This window comes from Pseudomonas faucium (assembly GCF_021602585.1).
Taxonomy (GTDB): domain Bacteria; phylum Pseudomonadota; class Gammaproteobacteria; order Pseudomonadales; family Pseudomonadaceae; genus Aquipseudomonas; species Aquipseudomonas faucium.
Genome location: NZ_BQIP01000015.1, coordinates 92352 through 107017, shown reverse-complemented (window position 1 = coordinate 107017; position 14666 = coordinate 92352). Strand labels below are relative to the sequence as shown.

General features: G+C 66.2%; 14 protein-coding genes. 7 read left to right on the top strand and 7 right to left on the bottom strand.

What is annotated here, in order from left to right; translation table 11 throughout:
• Window positions 1-3: 3 nt before the first annotated feature.
• On the top strand, window positions 4-675 hold the full coding sequence (locus L6D75_RS18080) for a DNA-3-methyladenine glycosylase I (RefSeq protein ID WP_176511460.1): 672 nt from the start codon (window positions 4-6) through the stop codon (window positions 673-675).
• Between the two features lie 117 nt (window positions 676-792).
• Here the strand turns inward: L6D75_RS18080 and L6D75_RS18075 are convergent, their stop codons facing one another.
• From L6D75_RS18075 to arsC, 3 genes are read right to left on the bottom strand one after another with little or no spacing between them, the layout of a single operon-like run.
• A complete protein-coding gene (locus tag L6D75_RS18075; RefSeq protein ID WP_176518364.1) occupies window positions 793-1206 on the bottom strand; it encodes a DUF2069 domain-containing protein in 414 nt (137 codons plus the stop codon).
• A 1-nt stretch (window position 1207) separates the two neighbouring features.
• Window positions 1208-1804: an NAD(P)H:quinone oxidoreductase gene (gene wrbA, locus L6D75_RS18070; protein ID WP_176518365.1), complete on the bottom strand. Its 597-nt coding sequence runs from the start codon at window positions 1802-1804 to the stop codon at window positions 1208-1210.
• On the bottom strand, window positions 1801-2154 hold the full coding sequence (arsC, locus tag L6D75_RS18065; protein WP_176518366.1) for an arsenate reductase (glutaredoxin): 354 nt from the start codon (window positions 2152-2154) through the stop codon (window positions 1801-1803). The genes wrbA and arsC overlap by 4 nt, the downstream gene beginning before the upstream one ends.
• Before the next feature lie 85 nt (window positions 2155-2239).
• On the opposite strand from arsC, the gene L6D75_RS18060 reads away from it, so the two are divergent.
• Window positions 2240-2704, top strand: coding sequence for a TlpA disulfide reductase family protein (locus tag L6D75_RS18060; protein WP_176518367.1), 465 nt, complete (start codon window positions 2240-2242; stop codon window positions 2702-2704).
• Window positions 2705-2824: 120 nt separating this feature from the next.
• On the opposite strand, the gene L6D75_RS18055 is transcribed toward L6D75_RS18060, so the two are convergent.
• The 4 genes from L6D75_RS18055 to L6D75_RS18040 all read right to left on the bottom strand — a co-directional run bounded on the left by L6D75_RS18055 (window position 2825) and on the right by L6D75_RS18040 (window position 7597).
• Window positions 2825-3229 (bottom strand): META domain-containing protein, encoded by a 405-nt coding sequence (locus L6D75_RS18055; RefSeq protein ID WP_236193741.1) that lies wholly within the window; start codon window positions 3227-3229, stop codon window positions 2825-2827.
• Window positions 3226-3663, bottom strand: a complete 438-nt coding sequence (locus L6D75_RS18050) for a hypothetical protein (protein ID WP_176518345.1) — start codon at window positions 3661-3663, stop codon at window positions 3226-3228. The genes L6D75_RS18055 and L6D75_RS18050 overlap by 4 nt, the downstream gene beginning before the upstream one ends.
• Window positions 3664-3694: 31 nt before the next feature.
• The gene (locus L6D75_RS18045; protein ID WP_236193740.1) at window positions 3695-4684 is read right to left on the bottom strand and encodes a 2-hydroxyacid dehydrogenase; all 990 of its coding nucleotides are present in this window, start codon (window positions 4682-4684) and stop codon (window positions 3695-3697) included.
• A gap of 153 nt (window positions 4685-4837) precedes the next feature.
• Entirely contained in the window at window positions 4838-7597 is a 2760-nt protein-coding gene (locus tag L6D75_RS18040) for a response regulator (protein ID WP_236193739.1), read from the bottom strand.
• 196 nt (window positions 7598-7793) lie between these two features.
• Between L6D75_RS18040 and L6D75_RS18035 the strand changes: the two genes are divergently transcribed.
• The 5 genes from L6D75_RS18035 to relA all read left to right on the top strand — a co-directional run bounded on the left by L6D75_RS18035 (window position 7794) and on the right by relA (window position 14582).
• A complete protein-coding gene (locus L6D75_RS18035) occupies window positions 7794-8510 on the top strand; it encodes a response regulator transcription factor (RefSeq protein WP_176515711.1) in 717 nt (238 codons plus the stop codon).
• Between the two features lie 3 nt (window positions 8511-8513).
• A complete protein-coding gene (locus L6D75_RS18030) occupies window positions 8514-9896 on the top strand; it encodes a sensor histidine kinase (protein WP_176515709.1) in 1383 nt (460 codons plus the stop codon).
• 87 nt (window positions 9897-9983) lie between these two features.
• A complete protein-coding gene (gene cysM / locus L6D75_RS18025; RefSeq protein ID WP_176515707.1) occupies window positions 9984-10883 on the top strand; it encodes a cysteine synthase CysM in 900 nt (299 codons plus the stop codon).
• On the top strand, window positions 10884-12242 hold the full coding sequence (gene rlmD, locus L6D75_RS18020; protein ID WP_176515705.1) for a 23S rRNA (uracil(1939)-C(5))-methyltransferase RlmD: 1359 nt from the start codon (window positions 10884-10886) through the stop codon (window positions 12240-12242).
• Between the two features lie 99 nt (window positions 12243-12341).
• Entirely contained in the window at window positions 12342-14582 is a 2241-nt protein-coding gene (gene relA, locus L6D75_RS18015) for a GTP diphosphokinase (protein WP_176515703.1), read from the top strand.
• Window positions 14583-14666 lie beyond the last annotated feature (84 nt).

Below are 14666 nucleotides of genomic sequence, written 5' to 3'. Positions count from 1 at the left end.
CCCATGCGCGATTACCAGTGGCTGCATGAGTACTGCCTGAACCGCTTCGGCTCGGCCCAGGCGCTGGAAGCCTTCCTGCCGCAGCCGCGCACGCCGGCGCAGTTGCGCGACATCGCCGACGACCGCTACCTGTCGACCCTGGCCCTGCGCGTGTTCCGCGCAGGCCTCAAGCACAGCCTGGTGGATGCCAAGTGGCCGGCGTTCGAGCAGGTGTTCTTCGGTTTTGACCCGGAAAAGGTGGTGCTGATGGGCGCCGAGCACCTGGAGCGGTTGATGCACGACGAGCGCATCATCCGCCACCTGGGCAAGCTCAAGAGCGTGCCGCGCAATGCGCAGATGATTCTCGACGTGGCGAAGGAGAAGGGCAGTTTCGGCGCGTTCATCGCCGACTGGCCGGTGAACGATATCGTCGGGCTGTGGAAGTACCTGGCCAAGCAGGGCAACCAGATGGGTGGGTTGTCGGCGCCGCGCTTCCTGCGCATGGTCGGCAAGGACACCTTCATCCCCACCGACGACATGGCGGCTGCGTTGATTGCGCAGAAGGTCATCGACAAGCCGCCGACCAGCCAGCGCGACCTGGCACTGGTGCAGCAGGCGTTCAACCAGTGGCACGAACAGAGCGGGCGGCCGCTGTGCCAGTTGTCGGTGATGCTGGCGCATACCGTCAATCATTGAGGCCGTCGGGGGCCGCTTTGCGGCCCTTTCGCGACACAAGGCCGCTCCTACAGGGATACGCATTCCTCTGTAGGAGCGGCCTTGTGTCGCGAAAGGGCTGCAAAGCAGCCCCAGACTTCAGCTCCCTTCGCCCGCCATCCGCCGCTCCTGCTGAAACTTCCAGCGCACGAACAGCAGCCCACTGACGAACAACCCCAGGCTGACCAGCACCTCTACCCAGCCAAACACCGCCCGGGCCGGGTCGAACGCCGCCAGCACGCCCTTGATGAAATAGATGTTCACCACGAAGCAGGTCCAGGCATGCGCCCGGGCGCTGCCCATCAGCATGCCCGGCAGCAGCAACAGCAAAGGCACCAGCTCGATCGCCAGAATCACCTCGACCCGCGCCCCGTGCAGGTTGGCGAACCACAGGTTGTTCACCACCAGCAACGCGATCAGGCCGAAGAAGCAGGCCAGGCTCAGCGCCCGCGTCAGGCGCACGCGTGGCTCCAGCCAGGCCAGCGCCGGCAACACCTTGGGCTTTCTCGCCACCTCAGGCCTCCAGAGCCTTGGCCGTGGTCGCCAGGCGTTGGCCAAGGGCGCGGCACAGGGCAATTTCGTGTTGATCCAGTTCACGCTTGCCATCGGCACCGGCGTGATGGCTGGCGCCATAAGGCGTGCCGCCACCGCGGGTCTCGAGCAGCGCCGACTCGCTGTAGGGCAGGCCCATCACCAGCATGCCGTGGTGCATCAGCGGCAGCATCATCGACAGCAGGGTGGTTTCCTGGCCGCCGTGCAGGCTGGCGGTGGAGGTGAACACTGCGGCGGGCTTGCCCACCAGTTCGCCGCCCAGCCACAGGCTGCTGGTGCCGTCGAGGAAGTACTTCAACGGCGCGGCCATGTTGCCGAAGCGGGTCGGGCTGCCCAGCACCAGGCCCGCGCAGTGGCGCAGGTCGTCGAGGGTGGCGTACAGCGCGCCGCTGGCCGGGATGTCCGGGGCCACGGCTTCGCATTCGGTGGAAATCGCCGGCACCGTGCGCAGGCGCGCTTCCATGCCCGCGAGCTCGATGCCACGGGCAATGTGCCGGGCCATCTCGCTGGTCGAGCCATGACGGCTGTAGTACAGCACCAGGATGTAGGGCGCGCTCACGGCAGGATCTCCAGCACCTTCTCTGGCGGGCGGCCGATCACCGCCTTGTCACCGGCGACAAGGATCGGCCGTTCGATCAGTTTCGGGTGCGCGGCCATGGCGTCGATGAGTTGCGCATCGCTGAGCGCCGGGTTGGCCAGGTCCAGTGCCTTGTATTCGTCTTCGCCGGTGCGCAGCAGCTGGCGCGGGGCGATGCCCAGCTTGCCGAGCAGCGCCTTGAGGGTGGCGGCGTCGGGCGGGGTTTCCAGGTAACGCACGATGGTCGGTGCCAGGCCCCGCTGTTCGAGCAGTTCCAGCGCGCCGCGGGATTTCGAGCAGCGCGGGTTATGATAGAGCGTCAGGTCAGTCATGTCGGGTCGCATCCAGCTGGGTGTGGCGGCTATTCTAACCGCAGCGACTGAACCATTTGCTTGAAAACTTGAGAAGGATTGACCCATGGCAAGGCGTTTGGCAGCAGTACTGGCCATCACCGCGAGCCTGTTGCTCGGTGGTTGCGGTGCCGACTACGGCGTGGACCAACACGGTAATACGGTGAAAGCCGAGCAGCTCGACGGGCACTGGCTGGTGCTCAACTACTGGGCCGAATGGTGTGGCCCGTGCCGTACCGAAATACCGGAATTGAACACCGCGGCCAAGCAATGGGCGGCCGAGGGCATCAAGGTGGTCGGGGTGAACTTCGACGGCTTGCAGGGGCAGGACCTGAAGCAGGCGACCGAGACGCTGGGCATCGGCTTCACCGTGCTGGCGCAGGACCCTGCTGAACGCTACGACCTGCCGCGCAGCGAGGCGCTGCCGGTGACCTACATCATCGATGACAAGGGCAAGGTGCGCGAGCAGCTGCTGGGCGAGCAGACCCTGGAAGGGCTGAACGCCAAGATCAAGGCCCTGAAAGGCGCTTGATGCTTTGGGGGCTGCCTTGCAGCCCATTCGCGACACAAGGCCGCTCCTACCCGAGATTGCATGCCCGCTGTAGGAGCGGCCTTGTGTCGCGAAAGGGCCGCAAAGCGGCCCCAAATTTCCTCAGCCTTCCTCAGGCCAGAAGCGCAAAGGCTTGCCTTCAGCCGGCCAGAAGCGCATCTGCTCGATGGGCGACACATCCCAGCGCTGCACGGTCTCCAGCGCCTGCAAGAAGTGCTTCTCCTGCTCCATCAGCGCCGGCGCGCACAGCTTGCGGGTCTTGCCGACCTTGCCGAAGCTCAGGTGCTCGCCATCGAGCGTATACGGCGCAAACCAATGGTTGCAGCCCGCATTGCCGTAGGCGCGGCCGTCGCTGGCCAAGGTCAGGGTCAGGTGGCTGTAGTCGATCAGCGGGCGTTCGCCGATCCACTCCAGCACATAGCTGCGTTCCTGCTGCAGCTTGGAAGGTTCGGCGGCGCAACCCAGCAGGGCGCTGGCGATCAGCACCCCGGACAACACATTCTTCACGCGGCGCTCTCCTGGCATTGCGGGCACAGATGCTTGTCGCCACGGCTGGCCCAGCCCAGCTCGGTGATACGTGCGGTGGCGGCCGGCTGGCGGGCTTTCTTGCCCAGCTTGGCGTCCACGGCGAACTCGAAGTCCAGCACGGCGTCGCAGCTGTCGCATTCGACCTGCCAGGTGAGGATTTCCAGCTCGTTGAATACCGGGCCGCTGGCCACGGCTACCCACTGGCCACGCGGGTTGATCAGGTGGCGCACGCTTTCCACGGTCAGGCGCATGGCCAGGTCCTTGCTGCCCTTGAGGGTCACCAGCAGGGTGTCGCCCTTGTGCATCGATCCGCCGTTGCCGGTCACCTGGTAACGGCCCGGCAGCAGCGCGCGGCACTCGATCAGGGTGTGTTGCGGGTTGAAAAGGGTGTAGCGGAAATCGTGCTCGACCATGGGTCCTCCAGAAATGCCGCGTATCCTAGCATTAACCCGAGACCTGATTCTGCGGTTTGCCCGCCGCCCAGCGGATGATGTTGTCCAGGGTGGTGGCGGCGATGGCGTCCAGCGCTTCGCGGGTGAGGAACGCCTGGTGCGCGGTGATGATCACGTTGGGGAAGGTCAGCAGGCGCGCCAGCACATCGTCCTGCAACGGCAGGTCGGAGCGGTCCTCGAAGAACAGCTGCGCTTCCTCTTCATAGACGTCCAGGCCCAGGTAACCCAGCTGCCCGCTTTTCAGTGCATCGATCAGCGCCGGGGTGTCCACCAGCGCGCCGCGGCCGGTGTTGATCAGCATGGCGCCGGGTTGCAGTTCGGCCAGGCTGCGGGCGTTGATCAGGTGCTTGGTGTGCTCGGTCAGCGGGCAGTGCAGGCTGATGATGCGTGCCTCGCGCAGCAGTTCGGGCAGCTCCAGGTAGCGCGCACCCAGCGCCAGCAGCTGCGGGTTGGGGTAGGGGTCGTAGGCCAGCAGCTGGCAGCCGAAACCGGCCATGATGCGGGCGAAGGCAGCGCCAATCTGCCCGGTGCCGACCACGCCCACGGTCTTGCCGTGCAGGTCGAAGCCGGTCAGGCCATGCAGGGTGAAATCGCCTTCGCGGGTGCGGTTGTAGGCGCGGTGCAGGCGGCGGTTCAGGGCCAGGATCAGCGCCACGGCATGTTCGGCCACGGCATGCGGCGAATAGGCCGGCACCCGCACCACCGCCAGGCCCAGGCGCTGCGCGGCGGCCAGGTCGACGTGGTTGTAGCCGGCCGAACGCAGGGCGATCAGGCGCGTGCCGCCGGCCGCCAGGCGCTGCAGCACCTGGGCGTCGAGCTCGTCGTTGATGAACGGGCACACCACCTCGAAGCCCTGGGCCAGGGCGGCCGTGTCGAGGGTCAGCCGGGCGGGCTGGAAGTGCAGCTCCACGGCCAGGTCGCGGCCGGCCTGGGTGAAACTTTCCTGGTCGTAGTGCTGGCTGCTGAACAACAGGGCGCGCATGGTGGGGCTTCCTATTTCGAGAGTGGGGAGTGTAGCCGGCTGCCAGGGATGGATGTTGACCTGTGCCGGCCCTATCGCCGGCAAGCCGGCTCCCACATGAAGAACCGTGAGGTACCTGTGGGAGCCGGCTTGCCGGCGACAGGGCCCTTGAACTCAGGCGCTGAGCCGCGCCTGGGCCGCCAGCCGGCAGATCGCCCCGTCCAGGTCATCCAGGGCCTGCTGCGCCTGCGGATGGTCCTGCTTGAGCAAGGTTTCGCTGCGCTGGCAGGCTGCGCGCAGCTGCGGCACGCCGCAATAGCGAGAGGCGCCGTTGAGCCGGTGCACCTGCTCGATCAGCGCCGTGCGGTCCTCGGCTTCGCGCGCCGCACGGATCGCCTCGCGGTCGCTGTCCAGCGAGGCCAGCAGCATGGCCAGCATGTCGGCCGCAAGGTCCGGCTTGCCGGCGGCCAGGCGCAGCCCTTCGTCAGGGTCGAGCACCTGCAGTTCGTGGCCTTCGGCCTGCTGCTCGTCGGCACGCTCCAGGGGCGCGGCGCCCAGGCTCAGGCCGGTCCACTTCATCACCACCTGGGCCAGCTGGCGCTCGCTGATCGGTTTGGTCAGGTAGTCGTCCATGCCGCTGTGCAGCAAGGCGCGTTTCTCGTTGGCCATGGCGTGGGCGGTGAGGGCGACGATCGGCAGCGGGTTGCCGCTCTGGGTGTTTTCCCACAGGCGGATCTGCTCGGTGCAGGCGCGGCCATCCATGCCCGGCATCTGCACGTCCATCAGCACCAGGTCGAAGCTTTCGCTCTGCACCGCCTGCAGCGCGGCATGGCCGTTGTCGACCGCCAGCACGTCGGCGCCCAGGTCCTCGAGCAAGGTCTGCACCAGCAGCAGGTTGGCGGCGTTGTCGTCGACGCAGAGGATCTTCGCCTGGCGCTCGCCCTTGTGCCCGGGGCCTGCTTCGCCCAGCGGGCGGCGCGGCTGCACCAGCTCCAGCAACAGGCGGCGCAGCTTGCGCGTGCAGGTCGGCTTGGACAGCAGCTGGCCGTGGCCATTAGGCAGGTAGGGGTGGTACAGCGCCTGCTCGGTGGTCGGGCACAGCACCACGCACTGGCAGTGATAGCGCTCCAGCTGCTGGTGATAGTCACCCAGCTGCTCCGGCGAGAGGTTGCCAAGGCTTGCGCCAAACACCGCGAACTCGAACGGCATGCCGCCCTGGAAGCCCGCCTGCACGCCTTGCAGCAGCTGTTCGTAGGAGGCGAACAGGCTCACGCTCAGGCCGCAATCCTCCAGCTGGTGCTCCAGGGCCTGGCGCGCCAGCTCGTGGCCATCGACCACCGCGGCGCGGCGGCCCAGCAGGGGTTGCAGCGGGTGCTCCTCGATATCGTCGTGGGCCTTGGGCAGGCTCAGGCTGATCCAGAACTGCGAGCCTTCGCCCGGCGTGCTGTCGACCCCGATCTCGCCGCCCATCTGCTCGATCAGGCGCTTGGAAATCACCAACCCCAGGCCGGTGCCGCCGGGTTGCCGGGCCAGCGAGTTGTCGGCCTGGCTGAAGGCCTGGAACAACGTGCGCACATCCTGCGGCGACAGGCCGATGCCGGTGTCCTGCACGCTGATGCGCAGTTGAGCGCTGTCTTCCTGTTCGTCCTCGAGCATGGCACGCACGACGATGGTGCCTTCGCGGGTGAACTTGATGGCGTTGCTCACCAGGTTGGTGAGAATCTGCTTGAGCCGCAGCGGGTCGCCGATCAGCGAGGTCGGCGTGTCGCGGTAGATCAGGCTAAGCAGCTCGAGCTGCTTGGCATGGGCGGCGGGGGCGAGGATGGTGAGGGTGTCCTGGACCAGGTCGCGCAGGTTGAACGGGATACTGTCGAGCACCAGCTTGCCGGCCTCGATCTTGGAGAAGTCGAGGATCTCGTTGATGATCCCCAAGAGGTTGTCGGCGGACTTTTCGATGGTGTTCAGGTAGTCGAGCTGGCGCGGCGTGAGCTCGCTTTTCTGCAGCAGGTGGGTGAAACCGAGGATGCCGTTGAGCGGCGTGCGGATCTCGTGGCTCATGTTGGCCAGGAACTCGGACTTGATGCGGCTGGCCTCCAGGGCCTCCTTGCGCGCCATGTCCAGCTCGATGTTCTGGATCTCGATGGTTTCCAGGTTCTGGCGCACGTCCTCGGTGGCCTGGTCGATGCTGTGCTGCAGCTCTTCGTGGGCGCTGTGCAGGGTTTCGGCCATGCGGTTGATGCCCCGCGCCAGTTCGTCCAGCTCGTGGCTGCCCATGGCCGGGAGGCGTTCTTCGAGGTGGCCGTCCTTGAGCTGGTTGACCGCGTGCTTGATGCGCGCGATCGGGTCGTTGATGGTGCGGCTCATGCGTATCGCCAGCAGGGCGCTGAGGCCCAGGCAGACGAGGATCAGCAGCACGCTGGTGAACAGGTTGCGGTAGCCGCGCAGCAGGGTGCCGTCGTGGGACAGCTCGATTTCGACCCAGCCCAGCAGGCGCTCGGCTTCCGCTGGCACGGCATCGGTGGCCAGGTCGCGGTGATGGCCGAACACCGGCATCAGGTAGCGGGTGGCATCGTTGCCGCTGCGCTGCAGCAACTGGGTGCCGGTGCCGCCGCTGGGCGGCTGGTTGATCATGCTCGGGCCGGCATGGGCCAGGCGGCTGCGGTCCGGGGCCAGGAACGCTACGGCGCGCACATCGGCCTGCTCCAGGGTTTGCGCGGCAATCCGCTCGAGCTGTGCAGGCGCCTGCCTGGCCAGGGCCGGGGCAGCCAGCGGGGCCAGCTGCTCGGCAATCATCTTGCCGCGCTGGAGCAACTGGGTGCGCAATTCATTTTGCTGCAACCAGGTGAAATAGCAGCCCAGCACCAGGGCCATCAGGATGGCGGGCAGCAATGCCAGCAGCAGAACCCGGCTGCGGATTCCCAAACGATCGAGCACACCAGCCTCCTGTCATGTGCCTGTACGCCGTGGCCTGCGCCACGAACCAAAGCGGAAAGTTACTCCGCCTGCGGCATGAATGCACCCTTTTGCCGGTGATTTTGCCAAGGCGCCGCGGCGCCGGTCGCGGGGCGGTTGCCTAGATCGGAAGCATGCCCAATAATCCCTCGTAATTGAGAATGCATGGCAGTTGCCAATGAATCCCGTAGCGAATCACACTTCCAGTATCCTGGCCATCGAGGACGACCCGGTGCTGGGCGCCTATCTGCACGAAGAATTGCAGCGTGGCGGCTTCCAGGTGACCTGGTGCCGCAACGGCCTCGAAGGCCTGGAAACAGCCGGCCGGCAGATGTTCGACGTGGTGCTGATGGACATCCTCCTGCCCGGCCTCAACGGCCTGGACGCCCTGGCCCAACTGCGCAGGCGCAGTGCCACGCCGGTGATCCTGATGTCGGCGCTGGGGGCTGAGGCCGACCGCATCTGCGGCTTCCAGCGCGGCGCCGACGACTACCTGCCCAAGCCCTTCAGCATGGCCGAATTGCAGGTGCGCATCGAAGCCATCCTGCGCCGCGTCGCCCTCGAGCGCCGCCACCAGCCTGCGCAGGACCTGGCCAGTGGCGAACTGCGCTTCGACGAGAACCTCTGCGATGTCAGCCTGGGCGGCCAGCACGCCGGGCTGACGCCAAGCGAATACCGCCTGTTCGACATCCTCAACCGCAACTTCGACGAAGTGATGAGCAAACCCTTCCTTTATCAGCAGGTGCTGCAGCGCGGCTATTCGCGGCATGACCGCAGCCTGGACATGCACGTCAGCCAGATCCGCCGCAAGCTCAAGGCCATCGGCTACCACGAGCGGCAGATCCGTACCGTCTGGGGCAAAGGCTACGTGCTCAGCGTCGGCGAGGCGGAGTGAGCGATGCTCGACCGCCATTCGCTGTTCTGGAAACTGGCCATCCTGCTGGTCGGCTTCTGCTTGTTGATGATCGGCCTCAGCTACACCTGGGGCCGCCACATGGATACCCAGAACGCCTTTCTCGATGAGCCCGCCCGCCAAGTGCTGCGTGGCTATGCCAGCGAGGCCGAGCAGGCCTGGCGCCGCGGCGGGCAAGCCGGGCTGGACCGCTGGCTGGAAGGCATGCACGGGCGCGAGCAGGGCTGGGTGGGGGTGCTCGACAGCAACCTGCGGCCCTTGAACAGTGCCACCCTGAGCCCGCAGATCATGCAGCGCCTGACCCGCCTGCGCGGCGTCGACTGGCCCATGAGCCGGCGCAGCGTCGACCAGCCCTGGCTGCGCATTCCGTTTCCCGGGGCGCCGGAGCAGGGCATGCTGGTGATCGAGCTGCCGACCCGCTTCACCCCTGGCCAGTACCTGCTGGCCTGGCGCATCGTCACCAACGGCATCATCCCTGGCCTGTTCACCTTGCTGCTGTGCATCGGCCTGTACCGCATGCTGATCGTGCCGCTCAACCAGCTGCGCGAACAGGCCAACGCCTGGCGCGCCGACCAGCTTTCGGCACGCCTGGACTCGCGCACCATCGCCCGGCATGACGAGCTGGGCGAGCTGGCCCGCGCCTTCGACCAGATGGCCGAGCGCCTGCAGGGCACGGTGGCCATGCAGCAGCAACTGCTGCGCGACCTGTCCCACGAAATGCGCACGCCCTTGAGCCGCCTGCGCGTGGCCTGTGACGGTGAAACCGACCTGGCCCGCCTGCGCGAACGGCTGGGCCGCGAAGTGGACTGCATGCAGCAACTGGTCGAAGACACCTTGCAACTGGCCTGGCAGGATGCCGAGCGGGCGCCGATGAACCTTGAGCCGATCCAGCTGCAGGCCTTGTGGGAGCTGCTGGTCGAAGATGCCTGCTATGAAAGCGGCTGGTCGCCCGAACGCCTGCGCTGCGAGCTGCCGGCCCACTGTTGGGTGCACGGCAACCTCAACCACCTGGCCCAGGCCCTGGAGAACATGCTGCGCAATGCCATCCGCCATTCGCCGGAAAACGCCCTGGTGCGCCTGGGCGGCCAGCGAGAGGGCGGCTACTGGCGGTTGTGGCTGGAGGACGAGGGCGGTGGCGTGGCCGAGGCTGATCTTGAGCGCATCTTCGCGCCGTTTTCCCGCCTCGACGGCTCGCGCCCCGGGGACGGCGGTTTCGGCCTGGGGTTGAGCATCGCCCGCAGTGCAATCCAGCGCCAGGGCGGCACCTTGTGGGCCGAGAATGGCAAGCGCGGGCTGCGCCTGTGCATGCGCTTGCCGGTGCATGTGCAACCCGTCGCGGCCCCATCTCCTGCTGCATATAGCTTGTAGCTATAGCGACTACAGATTGCGTGATATGGCGGCGAGGGGTTTGCCGGTATGATAGTCGCCCCTGCCGTCCGGATTGTGAAATACACCATGACCTTGCAGTACCTAACCATCGCCGATTGCGTCGGCAATACGCCCCTGGTTCGCCTGCAGCGCATCGCTGGAGAAACCAGCAATACCCTCCTGCTCAAGCTCGAAGGTAACAATCCCGCCGGCTCGGTGAAGGACCGCCCGGCCCTGTCGATGATCACCCGCGCCGAACTGCGTGGCCAGATCAAGCCCGGCGACACCCTGATCGAAGCCACCTCCGGCAACACCGGCATCGCCCTGGCCATGGCGGCGGCGATCAAGGGCTACAAGATGATCCTGATCATGCCCGACAACTCCACCGCCGAGCGCAAGGCCGCCATGACCGCTTATGGCGCCGAGCTGATCCTGGTGACCAAGGAGGAGGGCATGGAAGGCGCCCGCGACCTGGCCGAGAAGCTACAGGCCGAAGGCCGTGGCCTGGTCCTCGACCAGTTCGCCAATGGCGACAACCCGATCGCCCACTACAACAGCACCGGCCCCGAGATCTGGCAGCAGACCCAGGGCAGCATCACCCATTTCGTCAGCTCCATGGGCACCACCGGTACCATCATGGGCTGTTCGCAGTACCTCAAGGAGCAGAACCCGGCGGTGCAGATCATCGGCCTGCAGCCGATGGAAGGCTCGGCGATCCCGGGCATTCGCCGCTGGCCCGAGGAGTACCTGCCGAAAATCTTCGACGCCACCCGTGTCGACCGCGTGGTCGACATGTCCCAGCAGGAAGCCGAAGACACCACCCGCCGTCTTGCCCGCGAAGAGGGCATTTTCTGCGGCGTGTCTTCCGGTGGTGCGGTGGCAGCCATGCTGCGCCTGTCCCGCGAAGTGGAAAACGCGGTGATGGTCGCGATCATCTGTGACCGCGGCGACCGTTACCTGTCCACCGGCCTGTTCGACCCGAGCTAAATGTCCAGAAAGAAAAGCAACAGCGGCCTGCGCTTCCAGCCGGCCGGCGGTAACCGCACCCCCCAGGTCCCCGTGGGCAAGAAACAGCGCCTGGAAATCGAGCGCCTGGCCGGTGACGGCCGCGGCATCGCCTTCCTCGAAGGGCGCACCTGGTTCGTCAGTGGCGCACTGGCCGGCGAGGCGGTCGAGGCGCGGGTGCTCAATGCCCGCGGCAAGGTGGTCGAGGCGCGCCTGGAGCGGGTGCTGCAGGCCAGCCCCGAGCGCCGCGAGGCGCCGTGCCGTCACTATGACCGCTGCGGTGGCTGCAACTTGCAGCACCTGCCCCACGAGGCCCAGCTGGCGCTCAAGCAGCGCACCCTGGCCGAGCAACTGCAGCGGGTTGCCGGCGTGCAGCCCGAGGAGTGGGCCGCGCCGTTGAGCGGGCCTGAGTTCGGCTACCGGCGCCGGGCGCGGGTCGCGGTGCGCTGGGATGTGAAGGCACGCCAGTTGGAAGTGGGCTTTCGTGCCGAGGCCAGCCAGGACATTGTTTCCATCGATGACTGCGCGGTGCTGGTACAGCCTTTGCAATCTATTCTTCGCCACTTGCCGACCGTGCTGCGCTCGCTCGGCAAGCCGCAGGCGATCGGCCATGTGGAGCTGTTCAGCGGCACCGCCGAGGCGGTGCTGGTGCGCCACGTGATGCCGTTGCCGGCAGAAGACCTGGCGCGCCTCGAGGCGTTCTGCCATGAAGCCAAGGCGCAGCTCTGGCTGCAAGGCGAGGGCGAGCCTGCGCCGGTGGAGGCCGAGGCGAAACTCGGCTTTGCCCTGGCGCCCTGGCAACTGGAGCTGGCCTGGCGCCCGGGCGATTTCGTCCAGGTCAACGCCCAGGTCAACACGGCAATGATCGAGCAGGCCCTGGCCTGGCTCGCACCGCAAGCCGACGAGCGCGTGCTGGACCTGTTCTGCGGCCTGGGCAACTTCGCCCTGCCGCTGGCCCGCCAGGCGCGCGAAGTGGTGGCAGTGGAAGGTGTGCAGGCCATGGTCGATCGGGCCGCGGCCAATGCCCGAAACAACGATGTGCATAACGCAGCGTTTTTTCAGGCCGATTTATCGCAGCCTTTGGCGGGCGCCGGATGGGCCGCCGAGGGCTTTTCTGCGGTACTCTTGGATCCACCGCGCGACGGTGCGTTCGAGGTGGTGCAAGGCATCGCCCGCCTCAAGGCCAAACGTCTGGTCTACGTATCGTGCAACCCGGCCACGCTGGCGCGAGACGCCCAGGTGCTGGTCGGCCAGGGGTACCGGTTAAAAAGGGCCGGGATTCTCGACATGTTTCCTCAGACGGCACATGTCGAGGCCATGGCGTTATTCGAAGCGGGCTAGCCAATTGGGCGCCCCTTGGTGCGGTTTCCACGGACTGGAAGCCACACGGTGATAGCCAGCGCACCCGTGTAGTGCGCTGTATGGAAAGGTAAAACAAAGATGGTACAGGTGAGAGTGCACCAGCCGGTCAACACCGACGGCAGTATCAATCTCGAAGCATGGCTGGATCATGTGGTGAGCGTCGATTCGGCATTGGATCGCGTGGCACTCAAGGAGGCCTGCGAGTTCGCCCAGGAAATCGAGAAGAAGGGCAACCCGGCCAAGCATTCATGGGCCGACGGTACTTCCAGCTTCCAGGCAGGCCTGGAAATCGCCGAAATCCTCGCCGACCTCAAGCTCGACCAGGACTCCCTGGTGGCGGCGGTCATCTATCGTTCGGTGCGCGAAGGCAAGGTGACCCTGGCCGAAGTCGGCCAGCGTTTTGGTCCGGTGGTGTCCAAGCTGATCGACGGCGTGCTGCGCATGGCCGCCATCAGCGCCAGCCTCAGCCCGCGCCAGTCGCTGGTGCTCGGCTCCCAGGCGCAGGTCGAGAACCTGCGCAAGATGCTTGTGGCCATGGTCGACGACGTGCGCGTGGCCTTGATCAAGCTGGCCGAGCGTACCTGCGCGATCCGTGCGGTGAAGTCCGCCGATGACGAAAAGCGCCTGCGCGTGGCCCGCGAGGTGTTCGACATCTACGCACCACTGGCGCACCGCCTGGGCATCGGCCATATCAAGTGGGAGCTGGAAGACCTGTCCTTCCGCTACCTCGAACCCGATCAGTACAAGCAGATCGCCAAGCTCCTGCACGAGCGCCGGCTGGATCGCGAGCGCTTCATCAGCGACGTGATGAACCAGCTGCAAAACGAGCTGCTGGCCACCGGCGTCAACGCCGACATCAGCGGCCGGGCCAAACACATCTATTCGATCTGGCGCAAGATGCAGCGCAAAGGCCTGGAATTCAGCCAGATCTACGATGTGCGCGCGGTGCGCGTGCTGGTGCCGGAGGTGCGCGACTGCTACACCGCGCTGGGCATCGTCCACACCCTCTGGCGGCACATCCCCAAGGAATTCGACGACTACATCGCCAACCCCAAGGAGAACGGCTACCGCTCGCTGCACACCGCGGTGATCGGCCCCGAGGGCAAGGTGCTGGAAGTGCAGATCCGTACCCACGGCATGCACGAAGAGGCCGAGCTCGGTGTCTGCGCCCACTGGCGCTACAAGGGCACCGACGTCAAGCCCAGCTCCAACCACTACGAAGAGAAGATCTCCTGGCTGCGCCAGGTCCTCGAATGGCACGAAGAGCTGGGCGACATCGGTGGCCTGGCCGAGCAGCTGCGCGTCGATATCGAGCCGGACCGGGTCTATGTGTTCACCCCCGACGGCCATGCCATCGACCTGCCCAAAGGCGCCACGCCGCTGGACTTCGCCTACCGCGTGCACACCGAGATCGGCCACAACTGCCGTGGCGCCAAGATCAACGGGCGCATCGTGCCGCTCAACTACAGCCTGCAGACCGGCGAGCAGGTGGAGATCATCACCAGCAAGCACGGCAACCCGAGCCGCGACTGGCTGAACTCCAACCTCGGCTACGTCACCACCTCGCGGGCGCGGGCGAAGATCGTCCACTGGTTCAAGCTGCAGGCACGCGACCAGAACGTCGCCGCCGGCAAGACCTTGCTTGAGCGCGAACTGAGCCGCCTGGGCCTGCCCCAGGTGGACTTCGAGCGCCTTGCCGAGAAGACCAACGTCAAGACCGCCGAAGACATGTTCGCCTCGCTCGGTGCTGGCGACCTGCGCCTGGCGCACCTGGTCAACGCCGCCCAGCAGCTGCTCGAGCCCGAGCGCATCGAGCAGATCGAACTGGTGCCGCGCAAGCCTACCGGCCCGCGCACCGGCAAGCGGGGCGATATCCAGATCCAGGGCGTGGGCAACCTGCTGACGCAGATGGCCGGCTGCTGCCAGCCACTGCCGGGCGACGCCATCGTCGGCTACATCACCCAGGGCCGCGGCGTGAGCATTCACCGCCAGGACTGCGCCTCGGTGCTGCAGCTGGCCGGGCGCGAGCCGGAGCGGATGATCCAGGTGAGCTGGGGCCCGATCCCGGTGCAGACCTACCCGGTCGATATCGTCATCCGTGCCTACGACCGCCCGGGCCTGCTGCGCGACGTGTCGCAGGTGCTGCTCAACGAGAAGATCAACGTGCTGGCGGTGAACACCCGCTCGAACAAGGAAGACAACACCGCGCTGATGTCGCTGACCATCGAGATTCCCGGCCTGGATGCGCTGGGGCGCCTGCTGGGCAGGATCTCGCAGTTGCCGAACATCATCGAGACGCGGCGTAATCGAACCCCTTGAGACTGCGGTGCCTTCTTCGCGGATGAATCCGCTCCTACCCGGTAGGAGCGGATTCGTCCGCGATACAGGCACCACCGAAGGACC

Excerpts from the sequence above, each read along its gene's own strand:
- L6D75_RS18080 (WP_176511460.1), top strand. The coding sequence starts at position 4 with ATGCGCGATTACCAGTGGCTGCATGAGTACTGCCTGAACCGCTTCGGC.
- arsC (WP_176518366.1), bottom strand. The coding sequence starts at position 2,154 with ATGACTGACCTGACGCTCTATCATAACCCGCGCTGCTCGAAATCCCGC.
- L6D75_RS18060 (WP_176518367.1), top strand. The coding sequence starts at position 2,240 with ATGGCAAGGCGTTTGGCAGCAGTACTGGCCATCACCGCGAGCCTGTTG.
- L6D75_RS18050 (WP_176518345.1), bottom strand. The coding sequence starts at position 3,663 with ATGGTCGAGCACGATTTCCGCTACACCCTTTTCAACCCGCAACACACC.
- L6D75_RS18045 (WP_236193740.1), bottom strand. The coding sequence starts at position 4,684 with ATGCGCGCCCTGTTGTTCAGCAGCCAGCACTACGACCAGGAAAGTTTC.
- L6D75_RS18035 (WP_176515711.1), top strand. The coding sequence starts at position 7,794 with ATGAATCCCGTAGCGAATCACACTTCCAGTATCCTGGCCATCGAGGAC.
- L6D75_RS18030 (WP_176515709.1), top strand. The coding sequence starts at position 8,514 with ATGCTCGACCGCCATTCGCTGTTCTGGAAACTGGCCATCCTGCTGGTC.
- cysM (WP_176515707.1), top strand. The coding sequence starts at position 9,984 with ATGACCTTGCAGTACCTAACCATCGCCGATTGCGTCGGCAATACGCCC.
- rlmD (WP_176515705.1), top strand. The coding sequence starts at position 10,884 with ATGTCCAGAAAGAAAAGCAACAGCGGCCTGCGCTTCCAGCCGGCCGGC.
- relA (WP_176515703.1), top strand. The coding sequence starts at position 12,342 with ATGGTACAGGTGAGAGTGCACCAGCCGGTCAACACCGACGGCAGTATC.